Source organism: Paenibacillus sp. IHBB 3054 (assembly GCF_051594305.1).
Lineage (GTDB): Bacteria > Bacillota > Bacilli > Paenibacillales > Paenibacillaceae > Paenibacillus_AQ.
This window is the reverse complement of the sequence record NZ_JBOFBG010000002.1, coordinates 273083-296312: the sequence shown is the minus strand read 5'-3', so window position 1 is coordinate 296312 and position 23230 is coordinate 273083. Positions and strand designations below refer to the sequence as shown.

The following is a 23230-nucleotide window of genomic DNA, read 5'->3' as shown; positions in this document are numbered from 1 at the left end:
GGGGGTGATTGAATTGGTTGATGTACTATCACAAAATGAAATTGATGCTCTGCTTGCCGCACTTTCATCCGGTGAAATGGATGCCGACGAACTTAAAAAAGAAGAAACCCAGAAAAAAATCCGCTCTTACGATTTCAAACGGGCCGTGCGCTTCTCGAAAGATCATATCCGCAGCCTTACGCGGATTCATGATAACTTTGCCCGCTATCTTACGACGTACTTTTCGGCCCAATTGCGTACCTTTGTGCAGATCAGTGTCGTTCAAGTAGAGCAGCTCCCTTATGATGAGTTCATCCGTTCCATTCCAAAAATGACGATTTTGAATATCTTCGAAGCGGAACCGCTGGAGGGACGAATGGTCATGGAGGTGCATCCGAATATTGCCTTTGCCATGCTTGATAGGCTGCTGGGCGGTTTTGGAACGGCACCAAGCAAGATTAATGCACTGACCGAAATTGAAACAACCATCATGGAGAGAATTTTCAGCAGATGCTTTGAAAGTCTACAGGAAGCCTGGAAGACGGTTCTGGATATTAATCCACGGATGGAAGCTCTGGAGACGAACCCGCAGTTCATGCAGATTGTATCACCGAATGAAACGATTGCGCTGATCTCGTTAAGCACCAAAATAGGCGACACTACCGGGATGATCAATCTATGTATCCCTCATGTCGTACTGGAGCCGATTATGACAAGGCTGTCCGTGCACCAATGGTTTGTTTCTGAGAAGAAGGTGCGGGACGAGGTTGAACTTGAATCTATCCGTTCGAGAGTTCACAGGGCGCAGCTGCCTATAGTTGCAGAGCTGGGTGAATCCAGATTATCCATAGCTGAATTTCTCGGGCTTAGCGTCGGCGACGTAATCTCTCTCAATAAGACCGTGGATTCCGGGCTGTCGATCAAAGTAGGGGACAAGCTGAAATTCATTGGAAGTCCAGGGATGATTAAAGAGCGTGTAGCTGTACAAATAGACGAGATTGTCAGTGAAGGAGCTGAAGAGTTTGACGAGTAAAGACTATTTATCCCAAGAAGAGATCGATGCTCTTCTCAGACAGTCCGCGGGAGGCTCAATGGAACCACAGGAAAAGACAGTTGATGATTACCTGACACCATTTGAGCAGGATGCGCTGGGGGAAATCGGCAATATTACTTTTGGCAGTGCAGCGACTGCACTTTCCACTTTGCTGGGTAAGAAGGTTGATATTACGACTCCGCAAGTGTCCATCATTACCCGTGGGCAGTTTGAGGAAGCTTTTCCTAAACCTCATGTTGCGGTACATGTACAGTACGTAGATGGTTTTGAAGGCATTAATTCATTGGTAATCAAGATCAGGGATGCGCAAGTCATTGCCGACTTGATGCTTGGCGGTGAAGGAGAACCCAAGGATGAAGAGCTAAATGAAATTCATATCAGCGCCGTGCAGGAAGCAATGAACCAGATGATGGGCTCATCTGCTACCTCCATGTCAACGATCTTCAACCGGTTTGTCAACATCTCGCCTCCGGGAATTGATATCCTGAATATGTCGAGTGGAGAAGGGGTAGGCAGTCTTCCAGATGACGAAACCTTGATTCAAATTTCCTTCCGTCTGAAGATCGGGGATCTTATCGACTCCACAATTATGCAGCTTTTGCCGGTTCAGTTCGCCAAGGATATGGTCAGCATGCTGCTCGGTGATGTCAGCCAGGCGGATCAGGAAGCGGCTGTGTCGACAGCGGATAAGTCTGCTGCACCAGCGCCTGCACCTACACAGGCTCCTGCAGCACCTCCAGTGCAGCAGACACCGCCTGGACCTGGTGAAGTGCCGCCGCAATATCCGCCTCAGGGAATGCCGCCTTATCCGGGGATGCCTGAAGGAGGCTATTATTATCCACCGGCAGGAATGCCCGCTTATGGAATGCCGGGCGTGCCGCCATATGGAGTACCGCCTCAGGGAATGCCTTACGGACAGGTTCCACCGCAGGCGCCGCCTCTTGGACGCAATGTAAATGTACAGCCTGTTCAATTCGCTAATCTTAGCGCAGGAGCCTTTGGCAATATTGATGAAAATAATTTAAATTTATTGATGGACATACCACTGAGAGTGACCGTAGAATTAGGAAGGACCCAGAAGCAGATCAAAGATATTCTGGAAATGTCGCAAGGTTCGATTATCGAGCTGGACAAGCTGGCTGGTGAGCCTGTTGACATTCTGGTGAACAACAAGCTCATTGCCAAGGGTGAAGTCGTAGTTATCGACGAAAACTTCGGAGTTCGCGTTACGGATATCGTCAGCCAGTGGGACCGAATTCAAAAATTACAATAAGCATACTTAGGGAGGATTTTTTAAAAATGGCTAACCGAATTCTAATCGTGGACGATGCAGCATTTATGAGAATGATGATCCGGGATATTTTGTCAAAGAACGGATTTGAGGTAGTGGGTGAAGCCCAGGACGGTTCGCAGGCTATTGAGAAGTTTAAAGAACTGCGTCCGGATCTGATCACGATGGATATTACCATGCCTGAAATGGACGGAATTGCCGCCCTTAAAGAAATTAAAAAAGTAGATGCCAATGCCAAGGTCATCATGTGTTCAGCCATGGGTCAGCAGGCTATGGTCATTGACGCGATTCAAGCGGGTGCCAAGGACTTTATCGTTAAACCGTTCCAGGCAGACCGTGTTATTGAAGCAATCAACAAAACGCTGGGCGTGTAGGAATCAGACATGCCGGCTAACAGCGAACCGCTGGGAAACAGTAACCCCCTGCTGAATTTGCTCAACGTTATTTTTGTCCTTGCGGCAATCGTCATTCTTATAGTGCTGCTGATCCGCTTTCTTGGCCGCCGCAATCAGACGTTAATGAGCGGGCGCTCCATCCGAACGCTGGGTGCGCTCGGACTGGGCCCCAATAAGTCTGTGCAGATTATTGAAATCGGCGGCAGTCTCTACATGATCGGAGTCGGTGAGAATATATCCATGCTGGATAAAATCACGGACCCGGCGGAAGTGGCACTTATCATTTCTACGTTTGAAGAAGAGTCGTCAGGACAGAACAACTTTCTGGTGCCGCTCATTTCAAAAATCAAAGCCAAGGTGCGCGGTGAGGTTCCATCTCAGGAAATCGAACTTAGTGAAACATCCTCTTTTTATGAGACCCTGCAATCCAAGCTTGCACTTGCACCTGAGCGCAACGAAAAAATGGAAGAGCTTCTCCGGGATGATGCACTTAAAGATGAGTCGAGGGATTTATGAAAAAAAAGCTGATTCTTTCTTTTCTGCTGCTCGGTATGTTCAGTGTTTTGCTTTTGCATCCGATACACGCTGATCCTATACCGAACATTAATATTCAAGTAGGCGACAGTAACGGCTCAAGCAGCGGGGGTACCAGTTCCATCTCTATTCTGCTACTTGTGACAGTTCTGAGTGTAGCCCCGGCTTTTCTTGTTCTAATGACCAGCTTCACACGGATCGTTATCGTATTGGGTTTCGTCAGAACCTCACTCGGTACACAGCAGATGCCTCCGAACCAAGTGCTTGTAGGATTGGCGCTTTTTCTTACTCTCTTCATAATGTCGCCTACACTTGCACAGGTGAATGAAACGGCGCTGCAGCCGTACATGAAAGGTACCTTAACTCAGTCCGAAGCGCTTAACAAAGCAGCCGAACCGATGAAGGAATTCATGTTCAAACAGACGAACACCAAAGATCTGCTTTTGTTTATGAATTACACGGGCAACAATGCCACGGTCAAACCCGCCACGTACAATGATATTCCGTTGACAGTGATGGTGCCGGCTTTTGCCATTGGTGAAATGAAAAAGGCGTTTACGATGGGCTTCATGATTTTTATACCTTTTCTGATCATTGATATTGTAGTTTCGAGTACACTGATGGCCATGGGGATGATGATGTTGCCTCCGGTCATGATTTCATTACCGTTCAAAATAATGCTCTTCGTACTGGTAGACGGCTGGTACTTAGTTGTAAAATCACTGCTGATGAGTTTTAACACCTGACGTATAAGAGGAGGCATAAGGGATGAATACGGAGTTTATTATCGGTCTAGCCGGCCAAGCCGTATATTTGGTGCTGGAAACAAGCGCTCCCATGCTGATTCTTGGTCTGGTGGTAGGACTGATAGTCAGTATTTTCCAAGCTACAACCCAGATTCAGGAGCAGACGCTTGCGTTCGTTCCCAAAATCGTTGCCGTAATGCTTGCATTATTGCTGTTCGGCCCTTGGATCATTACGAAGCTGGTAGACTTCACCAGTCAAATTTTGGGCAGTCTCTACATGTATATCGGTTAAGACTATGGATATGGAGACCCTTCTGCAAAGTTTTCCCGTCTTTCTGTTGATTTTTTGTCGAATTTCCGCCTTTTTTGTTGTAATACCAGTGTTTTCTTCTCAGAGTCTGCCGGCAACTTTCAAAATCGGATTGTCCTTTTTTGTCGCCTTAGTTGTCTTCAGCTCAAGGGGGACCGGCATTGTTGTTCCGCAGGACCTCACCTACATTCTGCTAGTGGCCAGGGAAGCGTTGATAGGTTTGCTGCTCGGGTTCATCGGCTATCTGATGTTTATGACGATTCAGACGGCCGGATCCTTCATTGATATTCAAATCGGATTTGGGATTGCCAACGTCATTGACCCAATGACTGGAGCATCAGCCCCAATCATAGGTAACTTTAAGTACATGATCGCCCTGCTGCTGTTTCTGAGCATGAATGGACATCATTACTTGCTGAATGCGATCGTATACAGCTATAACTGGGTACCTCTAGATAACGATTTGTTTGTCAAAATGATCAATGGCAGCCTTTCAGAATTTCTGGTTCGCTCTTTTGCCCAATCTTTTATGCTGGCCTTTCAAATGTCGGCACCTTTGGTTACCGCACTGTTTCTTACGGATATCGGTTTAGCCTTTCTGGCAAGAACCGCTCCGCAATATAATGTATTCGTCATCGGGGTACCGCTCAAAATTATTATAGGTCTCTCGCTGCTTCTTATTCTGATGCCGAGTCTGGCTGCGTTGTTCCAGAATCTCTTCGACATTATGTTTGAGTCCATGCAAAATTTGCTGGGGCTTATGGGGAAGAGTCCTTAGGTGACTGTAAGGAGAGAGTGTAATGCCGAAGCCGAAACGATATAAACTGGATCTTCAGCATTTTGGGGGGGACAAGACAGAGAAAGCCACCCCGAAAAAACGTCAGGATGCCCGTAAAAAGGGTCAGGTAGCCAAAAGTGCCGAACTTTCCGGTGCGGTTGTATTGTTTTCGGCGCTGCTTAGTCTGACGATGTTCGGAAGTTTCATGAAAGAACGTTTTATGAGTCTATATTTGGATGTTTTTCAGAATCGCATGATGATGGAAGTGACAGCGGAAAATGTGTCCAAGATGTTCAACGAGTATGGTCTGCAGATACTGATTCTGCTGGCCCCACTGCTCGGGATTACCTTCTTACTTGCACTAGTCGTAAATTTTGCACAGGTTGGCTTTATGGCCTCAGGTGAGGGGATTACGCCTAAGTTCAGCAAGCTTAATCCAATCAAGGGGCTCAAAAATATATTTTCCATGCGTTCGTTTGTGGAATTCCTGAAATCGGTCTTTAAACTGGTGCTGATTGCCTATCTGGTTTACAGCACGCTTTGGGGAGAGAAAGAGAGTTTTGCCGCTCTTTCACATGTGAATGCGGAGGGTGTATACCGTTTCACTGCAAAGATGACCATGAATCTTGGCATCAAAATAGCAGCTGCATTGTTCATTATGGCAATTCTCGACTATATATACCAGAAGTACGAACATGAAAAAAGTCTGAAAATGTCCAAGCAGGACATTAAAGATGAATACAAAAAGATGGAGGGCGATCCCTTAATTAAAGGAAAGATCAGGGAGCGCCAACGCCGAATGGCAATGCAGCGGATGATGCAGGAAGTGCCAAAGGCGGATGTGATCATTACGAATCCTACGCACTTTGCCGTTGCCCTTAAATATGACGGTTCCAAAATGGACGCTCCGCAGATTATAGCCAAAGGCCAGGATTATATGGCGCTCCGCATTCGAGAGCTGGCTAAGGAGCATGGTGTTGTGACTATGGAGAACAAGCCGCTGGCACGGGCATTATTCCAAAGAGCAGAAATTGGCGATGTCGTTCCTGCCGATCTGTTCCAGGCGGTTGCCGAAGTGCTGGCCTATGTATACAAGCTTAAAGGTAAGAGGAGATAAGCCGGGGGAGGTAAAGGACATTGAAAGCTAAAGATCTAACAGTTCTACTGGGCGTTATCGGTATTGTGCTTATGATGATTCTGCCCATCCCGGTCTGGCTTCTGGATGTACTGCTGATTGTCAATATTTCGATAGCACTAACCATTATTTTGGTCGCAATGAATACAAAGGATCCGCTGCAATTTTCGATTTTCCCTTCTTTGCTGTTGATCACAACGTTATTCCGTCTCGCACTCAACATTTCCACTACCAAGCTGATCCTTAAGGATGGTCATGCGGGTGAAGTTGTTGCCACGTTCGGCAGTTGGATTGCCGGGGGACAAATCGCTATCGGATTCATCGTCTTTCTAATTCTGGTTGTTGTGCAGTTCATTGTTATTACCAAAGGTTCGGAACGTGTTGCTGAAGTAGGCGCCCGGTTTACATTGGACGCGATGCCCGGTAAACAAATGAGTATTGATGCTGATTTGAATGCAGGGATGATTAATGAACAGCAGGCACGGGAACGCCGCCGGAATGTTGAACGCGAAGCTGACTTCTTCGGATCAATGGATGGTGCGAGTAAATTCGTCAAAGGTGACGCAATTGCCAGTATCATCATCTTGCTGATCAACCTGATCGGCGGTTTCGTCATCGGGATGACTATTCATGGACTGTCGTTTCAGGATGCACTTTCGACATATTCCGTACTGACAATTGGTGATGGACTGGTCAGCCAAATTCCTGCTTTGCTCATTTCAACCGCTTCCGGTTTGATCGTTACACGGGCGGCGTCAGAAGGAAACCTGGCAGAGGATTTGACAGGCCAATTATTGTCCTATCCGAAGCTCTTGTACATCGTTGCGGCGACAATTGCATTCCTTGGATTCTTCACTCCGATTACAGTAATGTCTACCTTGCCCCTGGCAGCACTCATGGGATATGCGGCTTACAGCATGGGCCAGAAGGCAAACCAAAAACAGATTGCCGAGGAACAACTGGTTGAGGAGAAGCAGATTGAAGAAGTGCGGAGTCCGGAGAGCGTCATAAACTTGCTTACAGTGGATCCCATTGAATTTGAGTTCGGTTACGGACTTATTCCTCTGGCCGATACAGGTCAGGGCGGAGATTTACTCGACAGAATTATCATGATTAGACGGCAATGTGCCCTAGAAATGGGACTTGTGGTACCTGTTATTCGTATTCGCGACAATATTCAGCTAAAACCGAATGAATATGTCATAAAAATTAAAGGGAATAATGTCGGCGGTGGTGAATTATTACTTAATCACTATCTTGCCATGAGTCCCGGTTATGATGATGAATCTATAAACGGTATTGAGACTGTTGAACCATCTTTTGGACTTCCGGCACTTTGGATTGACGAATCGGTGAAAGAACGGGCGGAATTATCCGGCTACACCGTAGTTGATCCGCCTTCCGTGGTTGCTACGCATTTGACGGAGCTGATCAAACGTCATGGGCATGAGCTGCTAGGACGTCAGGAAACCAAACAGCTGGTCGACAATCTCCGGGAGAATTACCCCGTGCTGGTTGATGAACTTATTCCTTCGGTACTGGCAATTGGTGATGTTCAGAAGGTGCTCGGCAAGCTGCTGCGTGAAAAGATTTCGATCCGCGATTTGGTGACGATCTTCGAAACGCTGGCTGACTATGGTACTTACACCAAAGATCCTGATATCCTGACCGAGTATGTCCGCCAGTCGTTGTCGAGACAGATTACACAGCAATTTTCCCAAGCGGGAGAGACGCTGCGTGTAATTACTGTCGGGCCTAATTTGGAGAAGAAAATTTCCGAAAGTGTGCAGCAAACGGAACAGGGCAGCTATCTGGCACTGGATCCGGTTTCGACACAAACCGTGTATCAGCGGCTTACGGAACAGATCAACCGTTTGCTTCAGTCCGGACAGCAGCCTATCGTACTGACTTCACCGACCATTCGTATGTATTTGCGGCAGGTTATTGAGCGGACGATGCAGGATATTCCGGTGTTGTCCTACAGCGAACTGGAACCTAATATCGAAATTCAAAGCGTTGGAGTGGTGAACTTATGAGAGTGAAGCGTTATGTGGTCGATACGATGCCTGACGCCATGCATTCCATCCGCAGCGAGCTAGGAAGCGATGCCGTCATCCTAAGCACCAAGGAAGTTAAAGTCGGCGGATTTATGGGCATGTTTAAAAAGAAAAAAATTGAAGTTGTAGCCGCAGTGGAAGAGGTGCGAAAGCCGGCTGTACCTGATAAGGCCCCTGTACAATCGCTGAATGTTCCGCGTAGTGCAGTGCCACAGGCCTATCAGAAAGCCGCCACAGCATCATCACCGCCAGCATCGCTCACGAAGGAGCCTGCTGCTGGCCGGAGCTTTGCTGAAATTGCCGCTGCCATATCGGAAGCCTCCGGGATTTCTGAGGCAGGAGGGAATGTAGCCGTTCTGCCTTCAACTGCAACTGCAACCGTAACTGCTGTTGAGGAACAGAAAGAGGAATTGGATAGAGAGCTTGCATATGCAATGCAGGCCTCTGCACCGAAGGAACAGCCAGGTTCCGTCACGGCACTTTACGAGAACTTTGGTGCTGACCCCAATCCTTCCACAGTCTCGGTAGCGGAAAGTGATGTCCTTCGTGAAATCAGGGACATGAAGCACTGGATGGAACGTATCGCCCGCTACTCTTCAAACGGAGTGGAATTGCCTGAGCAGCTGGAACAGCTTAAAATCCGTTTACTGGACCAGGAGACTGACCCGGTGCTGGTGGAGGAATGGATCAGCAATGTATTTACCCGCTGGAATGATGAGGGGCGTACCGGAGCTCCCGATCAATTCGGTGAAATGCTGAAAGCTCAGGTGGATGAATTTCTGTCAGGCCGTATTGCAAGCGGGATTGCGGCGGATACGCGGATTGTTTACATTGCCGGGCCAACCGGAGTGGGCAAAACAACAACAATCGCCAAGCTGGCGGCAGAGCAGCTGTTTAAACAAGGCAGGAAGGTCGGCCTCATTACCTCCGACACTTACCGGATTTCCGCGGTGGAGCAGCTGCGTACGTATGCATCGATACTGAATATTCCGCTGGAGGTTGTTCAGTCCCCGGGAGATTTGCAAAGAGCGTTGTTCCGCCTGGAGAGCTGTGACCTCGTTTTGATGGATACGGCAGGACGGAATTACCGCAATGAGATGCTCGTCGCTGAACTTCAGAGCCTGCTGGCCAAGGAACTTAAGAGTGAAACTTTCCTTGTACTCAGCCTGACCTCAAAAAGCCGCGATATGAAGACGATCGCCGAGCATTTCGGCCGTTACCAGCTTGACAAGGTTATCTTCACAAAGCTGGACGAGACAGGAAGCTATGGTCCGCTATTTAATGTTCTGAATGACTTCCCTCTTATGCTGTCTTATATAACGAATGGCCAGAATGTGCCAGATGACCTGCTAATGGCTACCAAAGAGCATCTATCAGGGATGTTGCTGGGAACAGGAGGGGCGTAATGGATCAGGCGCAGTCCTTGAGACAGCTGGTGTCCAACAAGGACACCAAACTCGTGCCTAAAGACGGGGTTTCCGCCAGAATCATCACTGTATGCAGTGGAAAAGGCGGTGTCGGAAAGTCGAATTTCACGCTGAACTTTGCATTAGCGTTGAAGGCAATGGGCCGTAAGGTACTATTGTTCGACGCCGATATCGGAATGGCCAATATAGACGTGTTAATGGGTGTCTCTTCTAAATATAATTTGTACCATCTGCTGAAAAGAGAGGCGGATATCGGACAAATTATTCAGACGGGCCCAGGCGGTCTACAATTCATTGCAGGCGGATCGGGTATGGATGAGCTGTTTTCTCTCTCGGAATCAGATTTGAATTACTTTACAACACAGATTGCGCAAATTGCTGATACTATGGATTTTATCCTGTTCGATACGGGGGCAGGACTTTCCAAAGAAACACTCAAATTTATTAGCTCGGCGGATGATTGCCTTGTGGTAACAACCCCTGAGCCTACAGCTATAACTGATGCATATGCATTGATGAAGGTAGTGCACAATTCCTTTCCCGAAACTTCCTTTAGACTGATTGTGAACCAAGCAGGAGACGAGAGGGAAGCGAAAGCAACCAGCGACAAAATCCGTATGGCGGCAAGCCGCTTTTTACAATTAGATATTCCTTTTCTCGGGTATATGAGTAGTGATGCACATGTTGTTCAGGCAGTTAAGAAACAAGTTCCATTCTCAGTGGCTTTTCCGAACAGTGCAGCAGCCAAAGACGTACAGCGGCTTGCCCAAAACTATTTGGCCGCAGATTCAGCGGAACCAAGCAAGGTAGAGGGCATAAAGGGATTTATCAACAGGTGGTTGAAGCGTAAATAATAATTGTTCTGAATTAGAGGAGCAGAGGTGGAAATGATATGAAGCCATATAAAGTTTTGGTTGTTGATGATTCTGCATTTATGCGCAAGATCATTTCCGATTTAATTGAAAATGACGCGAACTTCCAGGTCACCGCTACGGCTTCAAACGGCCGTGAAGCTATTGAGAAAGTGAATCAGCTTTCTCCGGATCTGGTAACGATGGATGTGGAGATGCCGGAAATGAACGGCCTGGAGGCGCTGAAAATAATAATGGCCCAGCGTCCGCTGCCGGTGATCATGCTCTCAGGAATCAATGAGCAGGGCATGAAGGAAACGATTATGGCGCTGGAGTCAGGAGCATTTGATTTCATACGTAAGCCATCCATTTCCAACTCCCAGGATATTATTGCTGTAGGAGAATCTCTGCGGGAGCAAATGAAAGAAGCGATGATGGCCCGTGAGCAGCGTGAAGCTCGAGCATCTGCCTCCAAGAGTGAGGACAAGCCGCCAGCTGCGGTTATTCCAAAACCTCTGGCAGATCCTCCTGTACGCAAGCAGGAACTTCCCAAGAAAGCAAAAGCCGCGGAAGTTCCCGGCACATCAGCACGAGACAAGCTGAAGCCGGAGGCAAAGACCGCGTCCCCTAAGGAAACGGGCAAGAATTTGCTTGATAAGCAGCCAGGGAATAGCGGATCCCCGCGAAATCCTGTCAAGCCTACTGCAGCTCCGGTAACCCCGGCATCTTCTGAAAAAGCAAAAAACCGCTCCAAAGCGACCGCTACTCCAGTCACACCTGATGTACGTCTGCAACTGGATGGTGTTCCCGGTACTTTCGTCGAACCTCCTGCAGCTTCGGCTGACCGGAAGTCCGGCAGTACTAAAGGGCTGCGCAAGCTTGTTGCTGTAGGCTGCTCTACAGGCGGGCCACGTGCGCTCAAGGCGTTTTTGGAGAACATCCCGGCTGAATTTCCGGCACCGATAGTCATTGTCCAGCATATGCCGCCCAATTTCACCAAATCATTAGCCCAGCGGCTTAATACCTTTAGCCCGCTTGAGGTTGCAGAAGCGGAGCATGGCATGATCCTTCGCCAAGGAGCGGCTTATATCGCTCCCGGAGGTTATCATCTGAAGGTTGTTCCAGCAGCGGGCGGACAATATGCGATTGAGCTTACGAGTGAGGATGCCCGCAATGGGCATCGTCCATCTGTGGACATGATGTTCGAATCACTATTGCCGCTTACCACGCTGGAACGGCATGCGGTGATTATGACGGGTATGGGCAGCGATGGTGCCAGAATGATGAAATCCCTATATGATTCGGGTGTAACCTCAACCTTCGCTGAAAGTGAAGAAACCTGCGTTGTATATGGAATGCCGCGATCTGCGGTGGAATTGAATTGCGTTAAACATATCCTGCCTTTGCATGAAATTGCTCCAAGGCTGGTGCAAGCCGTTAAATAATGGAAAAGCGAACTTGAAGGGGAGGTGCTCGTTAGTGGACATGAACCAATATTTATCCATGTTTATTGATGAGTCAAATGATCATCTGCAGTCATTGAACGAAAGTATGATGGGGTTGGAAGCAAATCCTGATGATCTGAGTATTGTACAGGTAATATTCCGCTCTGCGCACACCTTAAAAGGTATGGCGGCTACGATGGGTTTTGAGGATTTGGCTTCTCTTACCCACCAGATGGAAAATGTTCTGGATTTAGTGCGCAATAACAAGCTGCGGATGCAGGATTTCATTTTTGACACACTGTTCAAAAGTCTGGATGCCCTGGAATCAATGGTTGAGGATATTACGGCTGGGGGCGAAGGTAAGGCGGATGTCTCGGCAATCGTGACTTCTCTTCAGGCCATTGTTCGAGGTGAAGTTCCTACTGCGGCCGGTGCCGCTGCCGAGGTTACAGCTGCAGCTCAAAAGACTGGAGACGCTCCGGTGTTTTTAGATGAATTCCAATACTCGGTTCTGCAGCAGTCGCTGCAGGAAGGCCATCAGGTGCTTTATGTGGACGTAGCGATCCGTCAGGATTGTCAGCTTAAAGCGGTGCGGGCATATATGGTTTTCGATCTTCTGGAACGTTCAGGAGAGGTGGTCAAATCCTTCCCTTCGGTTCAGGATATAGAGCAGGAAAAATTCGATTACGGCTTTTCCCTCTATTACATAACCCAAAAGGACGCAAGTGAAATTCAATCCATGATTCTAAACTTATCGGAAATTGATAAGGTTACGGCTTTAGCCCTTGATCAAGAGACACTGGAACAGATGGTGCAGGATATGGCTGCCGCTACTGTGGAAGCACCGGTTCAAGAGGCGGCTGCTCCCGCAGCGGCACCGGCTGCAGCGCTGGTCAGAGAAGAAGCAATCAAAGCGGCAGCTGCCAAAACAGTTGCAGCGCCTTCCCGGACGATCCGCGTAGATATCGAACGCCTGGATGTGCTGATGAACCTGTTCAGTGAACTGCTGATCGATCGTGTCCGTCTGGAACAGCTGGCTACAGAAGTGCAGAATAGCGACCTTACTGAGACTGTTGAACATATGGGACGGGTCAGCGGCGATTTGCAGAACATTGTCATGAAGCTGCGCATGGTACCGGTCGACACTGTATTTAACCGTTTCCCCCGCATGGTTCGTGATCTTGCCAAATCTCTGGACAAAAAAATCGATCTGATCGTTACTGGTGCTGAAACAGAGCTTGACCGTACTGTTATTGATGAGATCGGTGATCCGCTGGTGCATTTGCTCCGTAATGCCGTTGACCATGGGGTTGAAGGCGTACAGGAGCGTATTGCTGCCGGCAAACCGGAGACGGGTACGATAAATCTGCGAGCTTTCCATAGCGGCAATCACGTCTTTATCGAAATTGAGGAGGACGGCGCCGGAATCAATCCGCAGAAAATCCTGAAATCTGCTGTTAAGAAGGGGATTCTTACTCAGGATCAGGCTGCTGGCTATTCGGATGATGAAGCCATTCAACTTTTGTTCTCACCGGGCTTTAGTACCGCAGAGGTTATCTCTGACGTATCGGGGCGCGGAGTTGGACTCGATGTCGTGAAATCCAAGATTACTTCTCTTGGCGGCAACGTAGTTGTTTATTCCACCTTCGGCAAAGGAACTAACTTTTCAGTACAGCTTCCACTAACCTTATCAATTATTGCGGCCATGCTGGTGCGGCTTGGTTCCGAGAAATATGCCATCCCGCTTTCTTCCATCGTGGAGACTGGGATTGTGAAGAAAACTCAGATCCGCACGATTCATAGCAACAAAATGATTGAATTCCGTAACGGTCATATCCCTCTGCTATCACTGAGCAAATTCTTCTCGGTGCCTGATTTTGATGAAAGTACTGAAGAGGAAACGGAAATAGTAGTAGTCCGCAAAGGGGAACGCCTCGTAGCCCTAGCGGTTCAGGATTTTATTGGGCAGAACGAAATCGTCATCAAGAATCTTGGCAAGTATCTGCCTGAGGTTCAAGGCATCTCCGGGGCGACCATACTTGGTGACGGTCAGGTTGCACTTATTATTGATCCGAATGCTTTTATTAAATAATCAGGATAGAACAGGGAGGTTCATTCCATGGCTGAAGATATCAAAGTAATCGTGTTTAAACTAGGCTCTGAAGAGTACGGCATTGAAGTGGAGAAAGTCCAAACTATTGAACGCATGATGCCAATTACCCGTGTGCCGAAGACCTACTCCTTTATTAAGGGAGTTATCAATTTGCGCGGAGTGGTTATTCCGGTAATTGATTTGCGGGGCCGTTTCGGTATTGAGGAAGCTGATCATACTGATCAGACCCGTATCATTATCGTCAATGTAAATGCAATGGAAGTCGGCTTTATTGTGGACTCGGCCAATGATGTTATTGACTTGAACCGCGATTCCATTGATACACCACCTGAGGTTGTGGGCGGCATCAGAGCGAAGTATCTGGACGGGGTGGCCAAAATTGGAGAAGAACGGTTGCTGATCATGCTCAATTTGAACGAGGTGCTGAACAAGGGCGAAATCGTGCAATTGGAAAGCCTAGAGGGCTAACATATGGAGCTTTTCAAAAACTTCAAGGATTTTAAAATGGATGTCCTTAAGGAAGTGGGCAACATTGGAGCTGGTAACGCCGCCACCGCGTTATCTCAGCTTCTTGGCAAGCCGATCGACATGGCTGTTCCGAAAGTGCAGCTGCTGAGCTTTGAAGAAATCACTGAAAAGGTCGGAGGAGCAGAAGAATTGGTATATGCGGTTTTCCTGCGGGTCGAGGGTGAAGCACCGGGCAATCTCTTTTTCATTCTTACTCCGGAAGCGGCTATAAGCCTGCTTAACCGGGTTGCCGGTATTGAGATTTCTCCCGAGCAGGAACTGGGTGAAATGGAGCTTTCGGCATTGAATGAAATTGGCAACATTCTTGCCGGGTCTTACCTGTCTTCCCTTGCCGACTTCACCTCGCTTTCCATGTACCCTACAGTGCCTGCACTGGCCATGGACATGGCCGGGGCCATTCTGGGCTACGGTCTGCTGCAGTTCGGTCAGATGGGCGATGATGCTTTGCTGATCGACACGACTTTCCTGGAAGGCAAGGACGAAATTGAAGGACAGTTCTTTCTTATTCCCGATCCAGAATCATTCCCGAAGATCTTTAAATCATTAGGAGTACCGTTTGATAATGATTGAAGAAAAAAGCATTATTAAAGTAGGTATGGCAGATCTTAATGTAGGAAGCCAAGACAGCCTTGTGCGCACAACAGGTCTTGGTTCCTGCGTGGGGCTTACATTGTTTGATCCTGGGAAGAAGCTGGCGGGGATGGCGCATGTGATGCTGCCTTCGTCGGATATTGCACGTGAGGGACAAATGAACATTGCCAAATTTGCAGATACCGCAGTGCCGGAGCTTCTGAACCGCTTGCTTGCACTTGGAGCAATGCGCAGCCGGATCGTGGCCAAGATGGCCGGAGGCTCTCAAATGTTTGCCTTTGCCGGGGGGAATGACACCATGAGGATCGGGCCTCGTAATGTGGAATCCTGTAAGCTTGCTTTGGAGGCGCTAAAGATCCCTTTGATTGCTGAGGACACGGGCGGCAATTTTGGCCGCACCATTGAAATTTCCTGCAGTACCGGTATACTCTATATCCGCAGCGTGCAAAAAGGCACTAGGGAAATATAACCATGAGCAGAAAAATAGTAGTGAACATCATCGTCGGAGCGATAGGATTTTTGTTTACCTTTTTTGTGAACTATGGGCATAATTTACTTGGAACAAGTTTAATTCGGGCCAGTTTTGGATTTATTATTTGGTTTGTGCTTGCATTCCTCTTAACATGGGTATTGGGTTTTATTGCTGGACAGTCCGCAGAGCCAGAAGATGCTGAGACAAACTTAGAGGGCAACGAGGCGCTGGGTGGCAATTTCGATGTCATTACTCCGGATGAGGATGAAGAATTAATAAACCTGCTGAAACCGAAGCCGGCCGAAGAAAGCGGAAGCAGTGAAGGTTTTACACCGCTGCAGCCGCCTAAACTGGTCTCTATGAAAGATCCTGAAGAATTGGCCAAGGCCGTTCGTCACCTGAAAGAAGAATAAGCGTGTGCTATTGCGGAAGTGGCTCACCTGTTCCGTGTTATGCCCGCTGACTAAACTTTGGGAAGGGTGAAAGCCGTTGAACGAGCATAAAGCTTCTCAATCGGAAACTGACGGGCTCTGGGAACAGTGGAAAGAGCAAGGTAATCCCGAAGCCAAAAAAAAGCTGATTGAGAATTACCTCCATATTGTAGATTACGTGTCCAGCCGCTTGGCAGTCGGATTACCCAAAAATGTATCTAAAGATGATTTGGCCAGCAACGGTGTCATGGGTTTGATTGATGCCATCGAGAAATTCGACTATAAGCGGGGGCTCCAGTTTCAGACTTATGCTTCCTGGCGTGTACGTGGAGCGATTCTTGATTCATTGCGCCAGAGCGACTGGGTTCCCAGGTCCGTGAGGGAGAAAGCCAAAAAAATCGAAGATGCTTACCAGCAGCTGGAGCAGAAATACCTAAGATCAGTCAGTGACGAGGAAATGAGCGAATATCTGAATGTTTCGGAGACGGAATTTCAGAATATGCTGCAGGACGTAGCAGTAATGTCGCTCTGCTCACTAGAGGATCCTATTCGCGAGGAAGAATCAGAGACACGCTTGTCCATCCTGGTGGATGATAAAGCCAAAAATCCGGATCGCAAAGTAAATGAGTTTTATTTGCGCGATACGCTCACTAAAGGCATCGAGAAACTAACGGTGAAAGAAAGGACCGTTGTGTCCCTTTTATATTATGAAGATTTATCATTAAGCGAGATCGCCGAGGTGATGTCACTGTCGCCTTCACGGATTTCGCAGCTTCATTCAAAAGCTATTTTGCGGCTGAGAGGAACACTTGAGAAAAATCGCGATCTTCTCATGCAAAACGATTAACCGGGCGACGGTGACAAGGGGGAGCAAAATTGATCGGTAATTATGCTTTGAACCAGTACGTGAGTATCACGTTTTCGGAGGATAAAGGGATTGCGTACCTCCAATTTTCCAAGAGGGATGAAAACTTCTCCTGTTCGAGTGAAGATCTCGAAAGCTTCCTAAACAGTCACAATATTCGTTACGGTATTCAGCGGGATATTGTACAGCGAATCAGCAGCAATCCAGAAGAGTATTTCTTCAACAGGGTGCCAATTGCGATTGGTGATCCCGCGGTGAATGGTACGGATGGGCGTGTGGTCCTTACTATTGACATGGAGGAGGACCGCAAACCGCTCGAAAAAGCTGATGGCAAGGTCGATTATAAGGACCTGGTCCGGCTTCACAATGTTAAAAAAGGCCAGTTGATTGCCAGAAAAATTCCGCCGATGCCCGGCAAAAGTGGCAAGATGGTTACCGGCGAGGAAATTCCGTATAGAGCGGGTAAAGATGCCCACTTTAAAGTCGGTAAAAATGTGCTGATCGATCAAGATGAAACTTCGATGTATGCCGCGATGGACGGACTCGTTACTCTGACGGAGAAGGGCAAGGTCAATGTTTTCCCGGTTTATGAAGTCAACGGTGATGTTGATTACAGTACGGGGAATATTGATTTTGTAGGGACAGTTGTTATTCGTGGCAATGTCTTGACCGGGTTTACGGTTAAATCTGCCGGAGATATCCGTGTGGTTGGCGGAGTGGAAGGTGCTGAACTGATATCCGGGGGATCGATCGAGATTGCCGGCGGAATTATCGGATATAACAAGGGAATCGTTAGTGCAGGCAAAAATGTAAAAGTATCGTTCATCCAGGATGGAAATGTCGTCGCCGGAGAGGATGTTATCGTTTCCCAAAGTATTATGCACTCTAATATCCGGGCAGGCCGGGATGTGCTTTGCAATGGTTCAAAGGGACTTATAGTAGGTGGAGTTGTACAAGCCGGTGAAAGAGTTGTAGCAAGAACCATCGGAAATACAATGTCTACGGCGACGGCCATTGAGGTTGGCGTTGTACCAGAACTCCGAAATGAGATTAACGATCTGCGCCTGGAGCTGCGGCAGCTGCTTGAAAATGAGGATAAAACCAACAAAGCGTTGTACCTGCTGAATCAATTGGCGAACAATGGTCAGCTTGCTCCTGATAAGGTGGCTTTGCGCGTGAAACTGAATGCCACCAAGCAATCGCATATGCGTGAAGAGAAGCGCATTAAAGAGCGTGTACTGGAAATTGAAAGAATGCTCGAGGATACGGTTAGAGCCAGGGTGGAAGTAGTTAAGACCATCTACGGAGGTTCCAAAATCGTAATTGGCAGATATACACGTTTTGTCAAGGATCCTACGGAACGGGTTGTGTTTATTTATAGTGAAGGCGATATCACTTTGGCGCCGTACGTTTAATCAGGCGGGCAGCGACAGGCGGCCGGCCATCCTTGATGTCTAAATACAGCAGGCTTCGGAAGGATTTGCGAATCTTGGGACGGCCCGTCCGTTTCTATTTATGAGAAGAGGGTTGCTATGAGTCTGAAACCGGTGGAATTGCAGATTGCCCTGCCCCGGACAACTGACGCGGGCAAAGTCCAGCATGGGCTGCAGCATCGTCCTGCTGTGGATCAGCAGCAGCTCGCAGGACAGAATGTCAAGCAGAGCTCGGAGCTGGCTCATCGCAGCACTGAGGTTGACGAATCTGCGGAATCTGCGCTGCGCAATGATGATAGCCAGGGAAATCATGCGGGAAGTCATTCCTCTTCCCATCAACAAGAGAAACAGCAGACGTCTCATGACGCTGAACATCCCTATAAGGGCCGACGGATCGATCTCAGTCTCTGAGAGGATATAATTTGATATGTAAAAGGAGATAGGGCACTTGCAACCATGGGTATATATCGTGCTGGTAGGCGCTGTTGCTATCGTTTATGCCCTGAGACTGCCGGCGCGTGCAAAAGAAGACTCAGCCGATAAGCAGAGTCTAAAGGCAACAGAAGCGGCGCTTGAACTATATATGGCGGACATCGAGCGGGAAAATGATAAAATGCTGCAGCTTGTCAGCAGCATCAAACAGCAATCCCAGAACAACAGAACAGCAATGCAGGAGGAGATTGATTTACTTCGGGAGCAAGTTGCCGATCTGCAAAAGAACTCAATGCTGCTTGAAACGCGTCTGACGGCTGAAGAAAAGGGCCTGCTGCAGCTAACAGCTTCATTTGCCAAGGAATCTTCAGCCAGCCGCGCTTCAGAAGCTGTGAGACCGCCTTCAACAGAGCACGCTGCAGAACAGCCGGAGCCGAAACCAAAGCCGGTCAACTCGATCAAATTGCGTTATCCGCGATTGTTCGAGCTACATGAGCAAGGAAAGTCTATTGACGCTATCGCTAAGACAGCAGGACTTCAGCGTGGAGAGGTTCAACTGATTCTGCAGCTGGCCAAGCAGGAGGAAACGGTATGATCAAGAATCGTTCCTTCATGTTCGGACTAGGTACAGGCCTGATTGCAGGTGCATTGCTGCTGCAAGTGATGATCACCGGGGGGTCCGCTCCCTTGTCCAAGGAGAAGCTAATCAAGGAAGCTGCGAAGCTGAACCTTACCATAACCGATCCGAGTGCGACACCTACTGCCACTAGTAATACAGGTGAGACAGGAGAGGGAACAGAAGGATCGGGGAAAGAGGGGACAGCTGCGGTTGTTCCGTCAGCAACTGAATCCGCCGCTCCAGCTTCGCCTGCTTCTACGCCGCAAGCAGCGGTGGAGCCAAGCGCTGCCGCTGCTCCTTCTGAGCCAGCTACCCCGTCAAAGCCTGCAAGCGAGAAGAAACCATCCAGTGCCCCAGTTGCGCCAGCCACTCCGGAGGTTGCCGTAAACGGCTCGATATCTGTTACAATTCCTACCGGCAGCACACTTACGGAAACTGCCGATTTGCTGGTCAAAGCAGGTGTAATTACGGATAAGAATAAGTTTCTTCAGACGGCAGTAAGCCGTAAAGCCAATACGAAAATTCAATATGGACGGTACAGCTTTACTAAAGGTGAGAGCAATAATGTTATCATTGACAAGCTGATTACAGTGAAATAATCTATCTTAGAACTTTGAAATTCACAAAACTTTTCATGAATCGTTGCATACATTATTTTATTGTGGTATAGTAATTGACGGTGTTAAAACACACGCCGGTTGATTTCGACAAGGGGTGCTTTCTTCTGAAGAAAGTCTTGTAGAAAAATGACACGCGGCGGAGGAGACACACAATAAACCAAAACTAGGAGGTGTGTGAAGATGGCAGTAATTTCCATGAAGCAGCTTCTCGAAGCTGGGGTACACTTCGGTCATCAGACTCGTCGTTGGAATCCAAAGATGGATCGTTATATCTTCACTGAAAGAAACGGAATTTACATTATTGACCTGCAAAAAACGGTTAAAAAGGTAGAGGAAGCTTACAACTTTGTAAAAAGCGTCGCTGGCGACAACGGCACAATCCTGTTCGTAGGAACAAAGAAACAAGCTCAAGATTCCGTAAAAGAAGAAGCTGAACGTTCGGGTATGTTCTTCATTAACCAACGTTGGCTGGGTGGTACCCTGACTAACTTCCAAACTATTCAGAAGCGTATTGATCGCCTGAAGAAACTGGAAGCTTGGGAAGAAGACGGTACCTTCGCAGTTCTGCCTAAGAAAGAAGTAATCCTTCTCCGCAAAGAGAAAGATCGTCTTGAAAAATTCCTGGGCGGTATCAAGAACATGAAAGGTCTGCCAAGCGCGCTGTTCATCATCGACCCGCGTAAAGAGCGCATCGCTGTTGCGGAAGCTCGCAAATTGGGTATTCCTATCGTGGCTATCGTTGATACTAACTGTGATCCGGACGAAATCGACTATGTTATCCCGGGCAACGACGACGCAATCCGCGCCGTGAAATTGCTTACTGGTAAAATGGCTGATGCCGTTGTCGAAGCTCACCAGGGCGAAGACACAACTACTGCTTAAATAGTAGCCGGAATCAAACAAGAACTTAAATGAAAAGGGTGGTTGGCAGGTGGATAACCTCTCACTGCCCTTTTTTTAGGATAATGGACCAAAATGGTATAAAACGACAATTATCTGGAGGGAATAACAATGGCAGTAGATGCAAAAGCAGTAAAGGAACTTCGTGAAAGAACAGGCGCAGGGATGCTGGATTGCAAAAAGGCGCTTGAAGAAGCTAACAATGACATCACCAAAGCCGCTGAATTGCTTCGTGAAAAAGGTCTTTCCGCAGCAGCTAACAAAGCTGGACGTATCGCTACTGAAGGTACAGTGGAATCTTACATCCATGCTGGCGGACGTATTGGCGTGCTTGTAGAAATCAACTGCGAAACTGACTTCGTAGGTAAAACGGATTCCTTCAAAGAATTTGCACGCGATATCGCAATGCAAATTGCTGCAGCTAACCCGCTGTATGTTCGTCGTGAAGAAGTTCCGGCAGAAGCTGTAGAGAAAGAAAAAGAAATTCTGAAGGCACAAGCGCTTAATGAAGGCAAGCCTGAGAAAATCGTTGAAAAAATGGTTGAAGGCCGTATCAGCAAGTTCTACGAAGAATATTGTTTGCTTGAGCAACCCTTCGTTAAAGATCCGGACAAAACCATTTCCCAGCTGCTGAACGAAAAGGTCAGCACTATTGGCGAAAACATCTCCATCCGTCGTTTTGTTCGTTTTGAACTGGGCGAAGGTCTGGAAAAGAAAGTCGACAACTTTGTTGAAGAAGTAATGGCGCAAGTTAATCAATAAGAAACAAGTCGGATTACAACTTCATTGAACTGAATAATGCAAGCATCAAATGAACGGAACACAGGCACAATCGTGTTCCGTCTTTTGTAAGAAAGTGAGGGTATACATTTGGAACAGCCGGTATTTAAAAGAGTAGTCCTTAAGGTAAGCGGTGAGTCACTATCAGGACAAAACGGATATGGCATTGATGCCGAGACGATTATTTCCATCGCAGAGCAGGTCAAGGAAGTTGTTGAGCTTGGAGTTCAAGTCGCTATTGTTTGCGGCGGAGGCAATATCTGGCGCGGGATCGCAGGAAGCGCAAGCGGTATAGACCGTGCAACAGCCGACTACATGGGGATGCTGGCAACAGTGATGAACTCACTTGCACTGCAGGATGCATTGGAGCAAATCGATGTTCCTACCCGGGTGCAGACCTCCATTTCGATGCAGCAGATTGCTGAGCCGTACATCCGCCGCCGTGCCATTCGCCATTTGGAGAAAGGCCGCGTGGTAATCTTTGCCGCAGGAACAGGCAACCCCTTCTTCTCGACGGATACGACGGCAGCTCTCAGAGCAGCTGAGATTGAAGCAGAAGTTATCCTGATGGCGAAGAATAAAGTGGACGGTGTCTACTCAGCAGATCCTTTCAAAGACAGTACTGCCGAGAAATACGAGCAGCTGACCTACATGGACGTGCTGAACAAAAATCTTGGCGTCATGGATTCCACTGCATCCTCTCTGTGCATGGATAATAATATACCGCTCATTGTGTTTGCTATTACAGAGCAAGGCAATATCAAACGTGTCGTTCTCGGTGAGAAGATCGGGACGATTGTTAAAGGGAGTGTAGATTAATGCCACAAGCGGTCAAGAAAAATGCCGAAGAGCGTATGGAAAAAGCGATTTTATCGCTGAAACGTGATTTGGCCTCATTGCGGGCGGGACGCGCTTCGACAGCGCTGCTGGATCGTATTCAAGTTGAATATTATGGTGCACCTACCCCTGTCAACCAGCTGGCCAACATCAGCACACCGGATTCACGGACGCTGCTGATTCAACCTTGGGACAGATCATCGCTTTCCGACATTGAACGGGCAATTATGAAGTCCGATCTGGGACTTACACCGGCTAATGACGGTACTATCATCCGTTTGTCCATCCCTGCGCTAACCGAGGAACGCCGTACTGAGCTTGTGAAGTTCACCAAAAAGTTCGGTGAAGAAGCAAAGGTAGCCATCCGCAACATCCGCCGTGATGCCAACGATGATATCAAGAAAATGGAGAAGAACGGCATCTCCGAAGATGAATCACACGGACACCAAGAAGATATTCAGAAATCAACGGATAAGTTCATAGCTGAAGTTGATAAGGTGCTCTTGTCCAAAGAAAAAGAGATTATGGAAGTATAATGACAATCAAGAGACTTCAGGGCCCCTCCGTTTATGGTGGGGTTTGTCTCTTTCTGATAAGAGCTTGGAGG

26 protein-coding genes are annotated in these 23230 nt (G+C 47.9%); all 26 read left to right on the top strand.

Annotation, left to right across the window (positions count from 1 at the left end):
* Nucleotides 1–13 precede the first annotated feature (13 nt).
* The 26 genes from fliM to frr all read left to right on the top strand — a co-directional run bounded on the left by fliM (nucleotide 14) and on the right by frr (nucleotide 23159).
* On the top strand, nucleotides 14–1012 hold the full coding sequence (fliM, locus tag ACQ76X_RS05005; RefSeq protein WP_038593500.1) for a flagellar motor switch protein FliM: 999 nt from the start codon (nucleotides 14–16) through the stop codon (nucleotides 1010–1012).
* Nucleotides 1002–2306, top strand: coding sequence for a flagellar motor switch phosphatase FliY (gene fliY / locus ACQ76X_RS05000; protein ID WP_438491998.1), 1305 nt, complete (start codon nucleotides 1002–1004; stop codon nucleotides 2304–2306). Before fliM ends, fliY begins: the two co-directional genes overlap by 11 nt.
* Before the next feature lie 26 nt (nucleotides 2307–2332).
* The gene (locus tag ACQ76X_RS04995) at nucleotides 2333–2698 is read left to right on the top strand and encodes a response regulator (protein ID WP_019910416.1); all 366 of its coding nucleotides are present in this window, start codon (nucleotides 2333–2335) and stop codon (nucleotides 2696–2698) included.
* Between the two features lie 9 nt (nucleotides 2699–2707).
* Nucleotides 2708–3235, top strand: coding sequence for a flagellar biosynthetic protein FliO (locus ACQ76X_RS04990; RefSeq protein ID WP_038593494.1), 528 nt, complete (start codon nucleotides 2708–2710; stop codon nucleotides 3233–3235).
* Nucleotides 3232–3999, top strand: coding sequence for a flagellar type III secretion system pore protein FliP (fliP, locus tag ACQ76X_RS04985; RefSeq protein WP_076110099.1), 768 nt, complete (start codon nucleotides 3232–3234; stop codon nucleotides 3997–3999). The genes ACQ76X_RS04990 and fliP overlap by 4 nt, the downstream gene beginning before the upstream one ends.
* A 22-nt stretch (nucleotides 4000–4021) precedes the next feature.
* Nucleotides 4022–4291, top strand: a complete 270-nt coding sequence (gene fliQ, locus ACQ76X_RS04980; protein WP_438491996.1) for a flagellar biosynthesis protein FliQ — start codon at nucleotides 4022–4024, stop codon at nucleotides 4289–4291.
* Nucleotides 4292–4301: 10 nt separating this feature from the next.
* Complete coding sequence (gene fliR / locus ACQ76X_RS04975; protein ID WP_438492114.1) at nucleotides 4302–5087, top strand: flagellar biosynthetic protein FliR; 786 nt, start codon at nucleotides 4302–4304, stop codon at nucleotides 5085–5087.
* A gap of 22 nt (nucleotides 5088–5109) precedes the next feature.
* On the top strand, nucleotides 5110–6204 hold the full coding sequence (gene flhB / locus ACQ76X_RS04970; protein WP_438491994.1) for a flagellar biosynthesis protein FlhB: 1095 nt from the start codon (nucleotides 5110–5112) through the stop codon (nucleotides 6202–6204).
* Nucleotides 6205–6224: 20 nt separating this feature from the next.
* Complete coding sequence (gene flhA, locus ACQ76X_RS04965; protein WP_438491992.1) at nucleotides 6225–8258, top strand: flagellar biosynthesis protein FlhA; 2034 nt, start codon at nucleotides 6225–6227, stop codon at nucleotides 8256–8258.
* A complete protein-coding gene (locus ACQ76X_RS04960; protein ID WP_438491990.1) occupies nucleotides 8255–9685 on the top strand; it encodes a flagellar biosynthesis protein FlhF in 1431 nt (476 codons plus the stop codon). Before flhA ends, ACQ76X_RS04960 begins: the two co-directional genes overlap by 4 nt.
* Nucleotides 9685–10560: a MinD/ParA family protein gene (locus tag ACQ76X_RS04955; RefSeq protein ID WP_038593478.1), complete on the top strand. Its 876-nt coding sequence runs from the start codon at nucleotides 9685–9687 to the stop codon at nucleotides 10558–10560. The genes ACQ76X_RS04960 and ACQ76X_RS04955 overlap by 1 nt, the downstream gene beginning before the upstream one ends.
* A gap of 38 nt (nucleotides 10561–10598) precedes the next feature.
* Nucleotides 10599–12002 (top strand): protein-glutamate methylesterase/protein-glutamine glutaminase, encoded by a 1404-nt coding sequence (locus ACQ76X_RS04950; protein WP_438491988.1) that lies wholly within the window; start codon nucleotides 10599–10601, stop codon nucleotides 12000–12002.
* Nucleotides 12003–12036: 34 nt separating this feature from the next.
* A complete protein-coding gene (locus ACQ76X_RS04945) occupies nucleotides 12037–14094 on the top strand; it encodes a chemotaxis protein CheW (RefSeq protein WP_438491986.1) in 2058 nt (685 codons plus the stop codon).
* A 27-nt stretch (nucleotides 14095–14121) separates the two neighbouring features.
* Nucleotides 14122–14583 (top strand): chemotaxis protein CheW, encoded by a 462-nt coding sequence (locus ACQ76X_RS04940; RefSeq protein ID WP_038593472.1) that lies wholly within the window; start codon nucleotides 14122–14124, stop codon nucleotides 14581–14583.
* A gap of 3 nt (nucleotides 14584–14586) precedes the next feature.
* Nucleotides 14587–15213: a chemotaxis protein CheC gene (locus tag ACQ76X_RS04935; RefSeq protein WP_038593470.1), complete on the top strand. Its 627-nt coding sequence runs from the start codon at nucleotides 14587–14589 to the stop codon at nucleotides 15211–15213.
* The gene (locus tag ACQ76X_RS04930) at nucleotides 15206–15703 is read left to right on the top strand and encodes a chemotaxis protein CheD (RefSeq protein ID WP_438491984.1); all 498 of its coding nucleotides are present in this window, start codon (nucleotides 15206–15208) and stop codon (nucleotides 15701–15703) included. Before ACQ76X_RS04935 ends, ACQ76X_RS04930 begins: the two co-directional genes overlap by 8 nt.
* Before the next feature lie 2 nt (nucleotides 15704–15705).
* A complete protein-coding gene (locus ACQ76X_RS04925; RefSeq protein ID WP_438491982.1) occupies nucleotides 15706–16119 on the top strand; it encodes a hypothetical protein in 414 nt (137 codons plus the stop codon).
* 76 nt (nucleotides 16120–16195) lie between these two features.
* On the top strand, nucleotides 16196–16984 hold the full coding sequence (locus ACQ76X_RS04920; protein WP_076110092.1) for a FliA/WhiG family RNA polymerase sigma factor: 789 nt from the start codon (nucleotides 16196–16198) through the stop codon (nucleotides 16982–16984).
* Nucleotides 16985–17013: 29 nt separating this feature from the next.
* Nucleotides 17014–18417 carry a DUF342 domain-containing protein gene (locus ACQ76X_RS04915; RefSeq protein WP_438491980.1) on the top strand — a complete coding sequence of 468 codons (1404 nt, stop codon included), beginning with the start codon at nucleotides 17014–17016 and terminating at the stop codon, nucleotides 18415–18417.
* A gap of 117 nt (nucleotides 18418–18534) precedes the next feature.
* A complete protein-coding gene (locus ACQ76X_RS04910) occupies nucleotides 18535–18846 on the top strand; it encodes a hypothetical protein (protein WP_438491979.1) in 312 nt (103 codons plus the stop codon).
* A gap of 37 nt (nucleotides 18847–18883) precedes the next feature.
* Nucleotides 18884–19462, top strand: coding sequence for a hypothetical protein (locus ACQ76X_RS04905; RefSeq protein WP_438491977.1), 579 nt, complete (start codon nucleotides 18884–18886; stop codon nucleotides 19460–19462).
* Complete coding sequence (locus tag ACQ76X_RS04900) at nucleotides 19459–20085, top strand: endolytic transglycosylase MltG (RefSeq protein ID WP_438491975.1); 627 nt, start codon at nucleotides 19459–19461, stop codon at nucleotides 20083–20085. Before ACQ76X_RS04905 ends, ACQ76X_RS04900 begins: the two co-directional genes overlap by 4 nt.
* A 201-nt stretch (nucleotides 20086–20286) precedes the next feature.
* Nucleotides 20287–20988, top strand: coding sequence for a 30S ribosomal protein S2 (rpsB, locus tag ACQ76X_RS04895; RefSeq protein WP_036692565.1), 702 nt, complete (start codon nucleotides 20287–20289; stop codon nucleotides 20986–20988).
* Between the two features lie 129 nt (nucleotides 20989–21117).
* Complete coding sequence (gene tsf / locus ACQ76X_RS04890; RefSeq protein WP_438491974.1) at nucleotides 21118–21768, top strand: translation elongation factor Ts; 651 nt, start codon at nucleotides 21118–21120, stop codon at nucleotides 21766–21768.
* Nucleotides 21769–21876: 108 nt separating this feature from the next.
* Nucleotides 21877–22605 (top strand): UMP kinase, encoded by a 729-nt coding sequence (gene pyrH, locus ACQ76X_RS04885; RefSeq protein ID WP_038593446.1) that lies wholly within the window; start codon nucleotides 21877–21879, stop codon nucleotides 22603–22605.
* The gene (gene frr / locus ACQ76X_RS04880; RefSeq protein WP_038593444.1) at nucleotides 22605–23159 is read left to right on the top strand and encodes a ribosome recycling factor; all 555 of its coding nucleotides are present in this window, start codon (nucleotides 22605–22607) and stop codon (nucleotides 23157–23159) included. The genes pyrH and frr overlap by 1 nt, the downstream gene beginning before the upstream one ends.
* Nucleotides 23160–23230 lie beyond the last annotated feature (71 nt).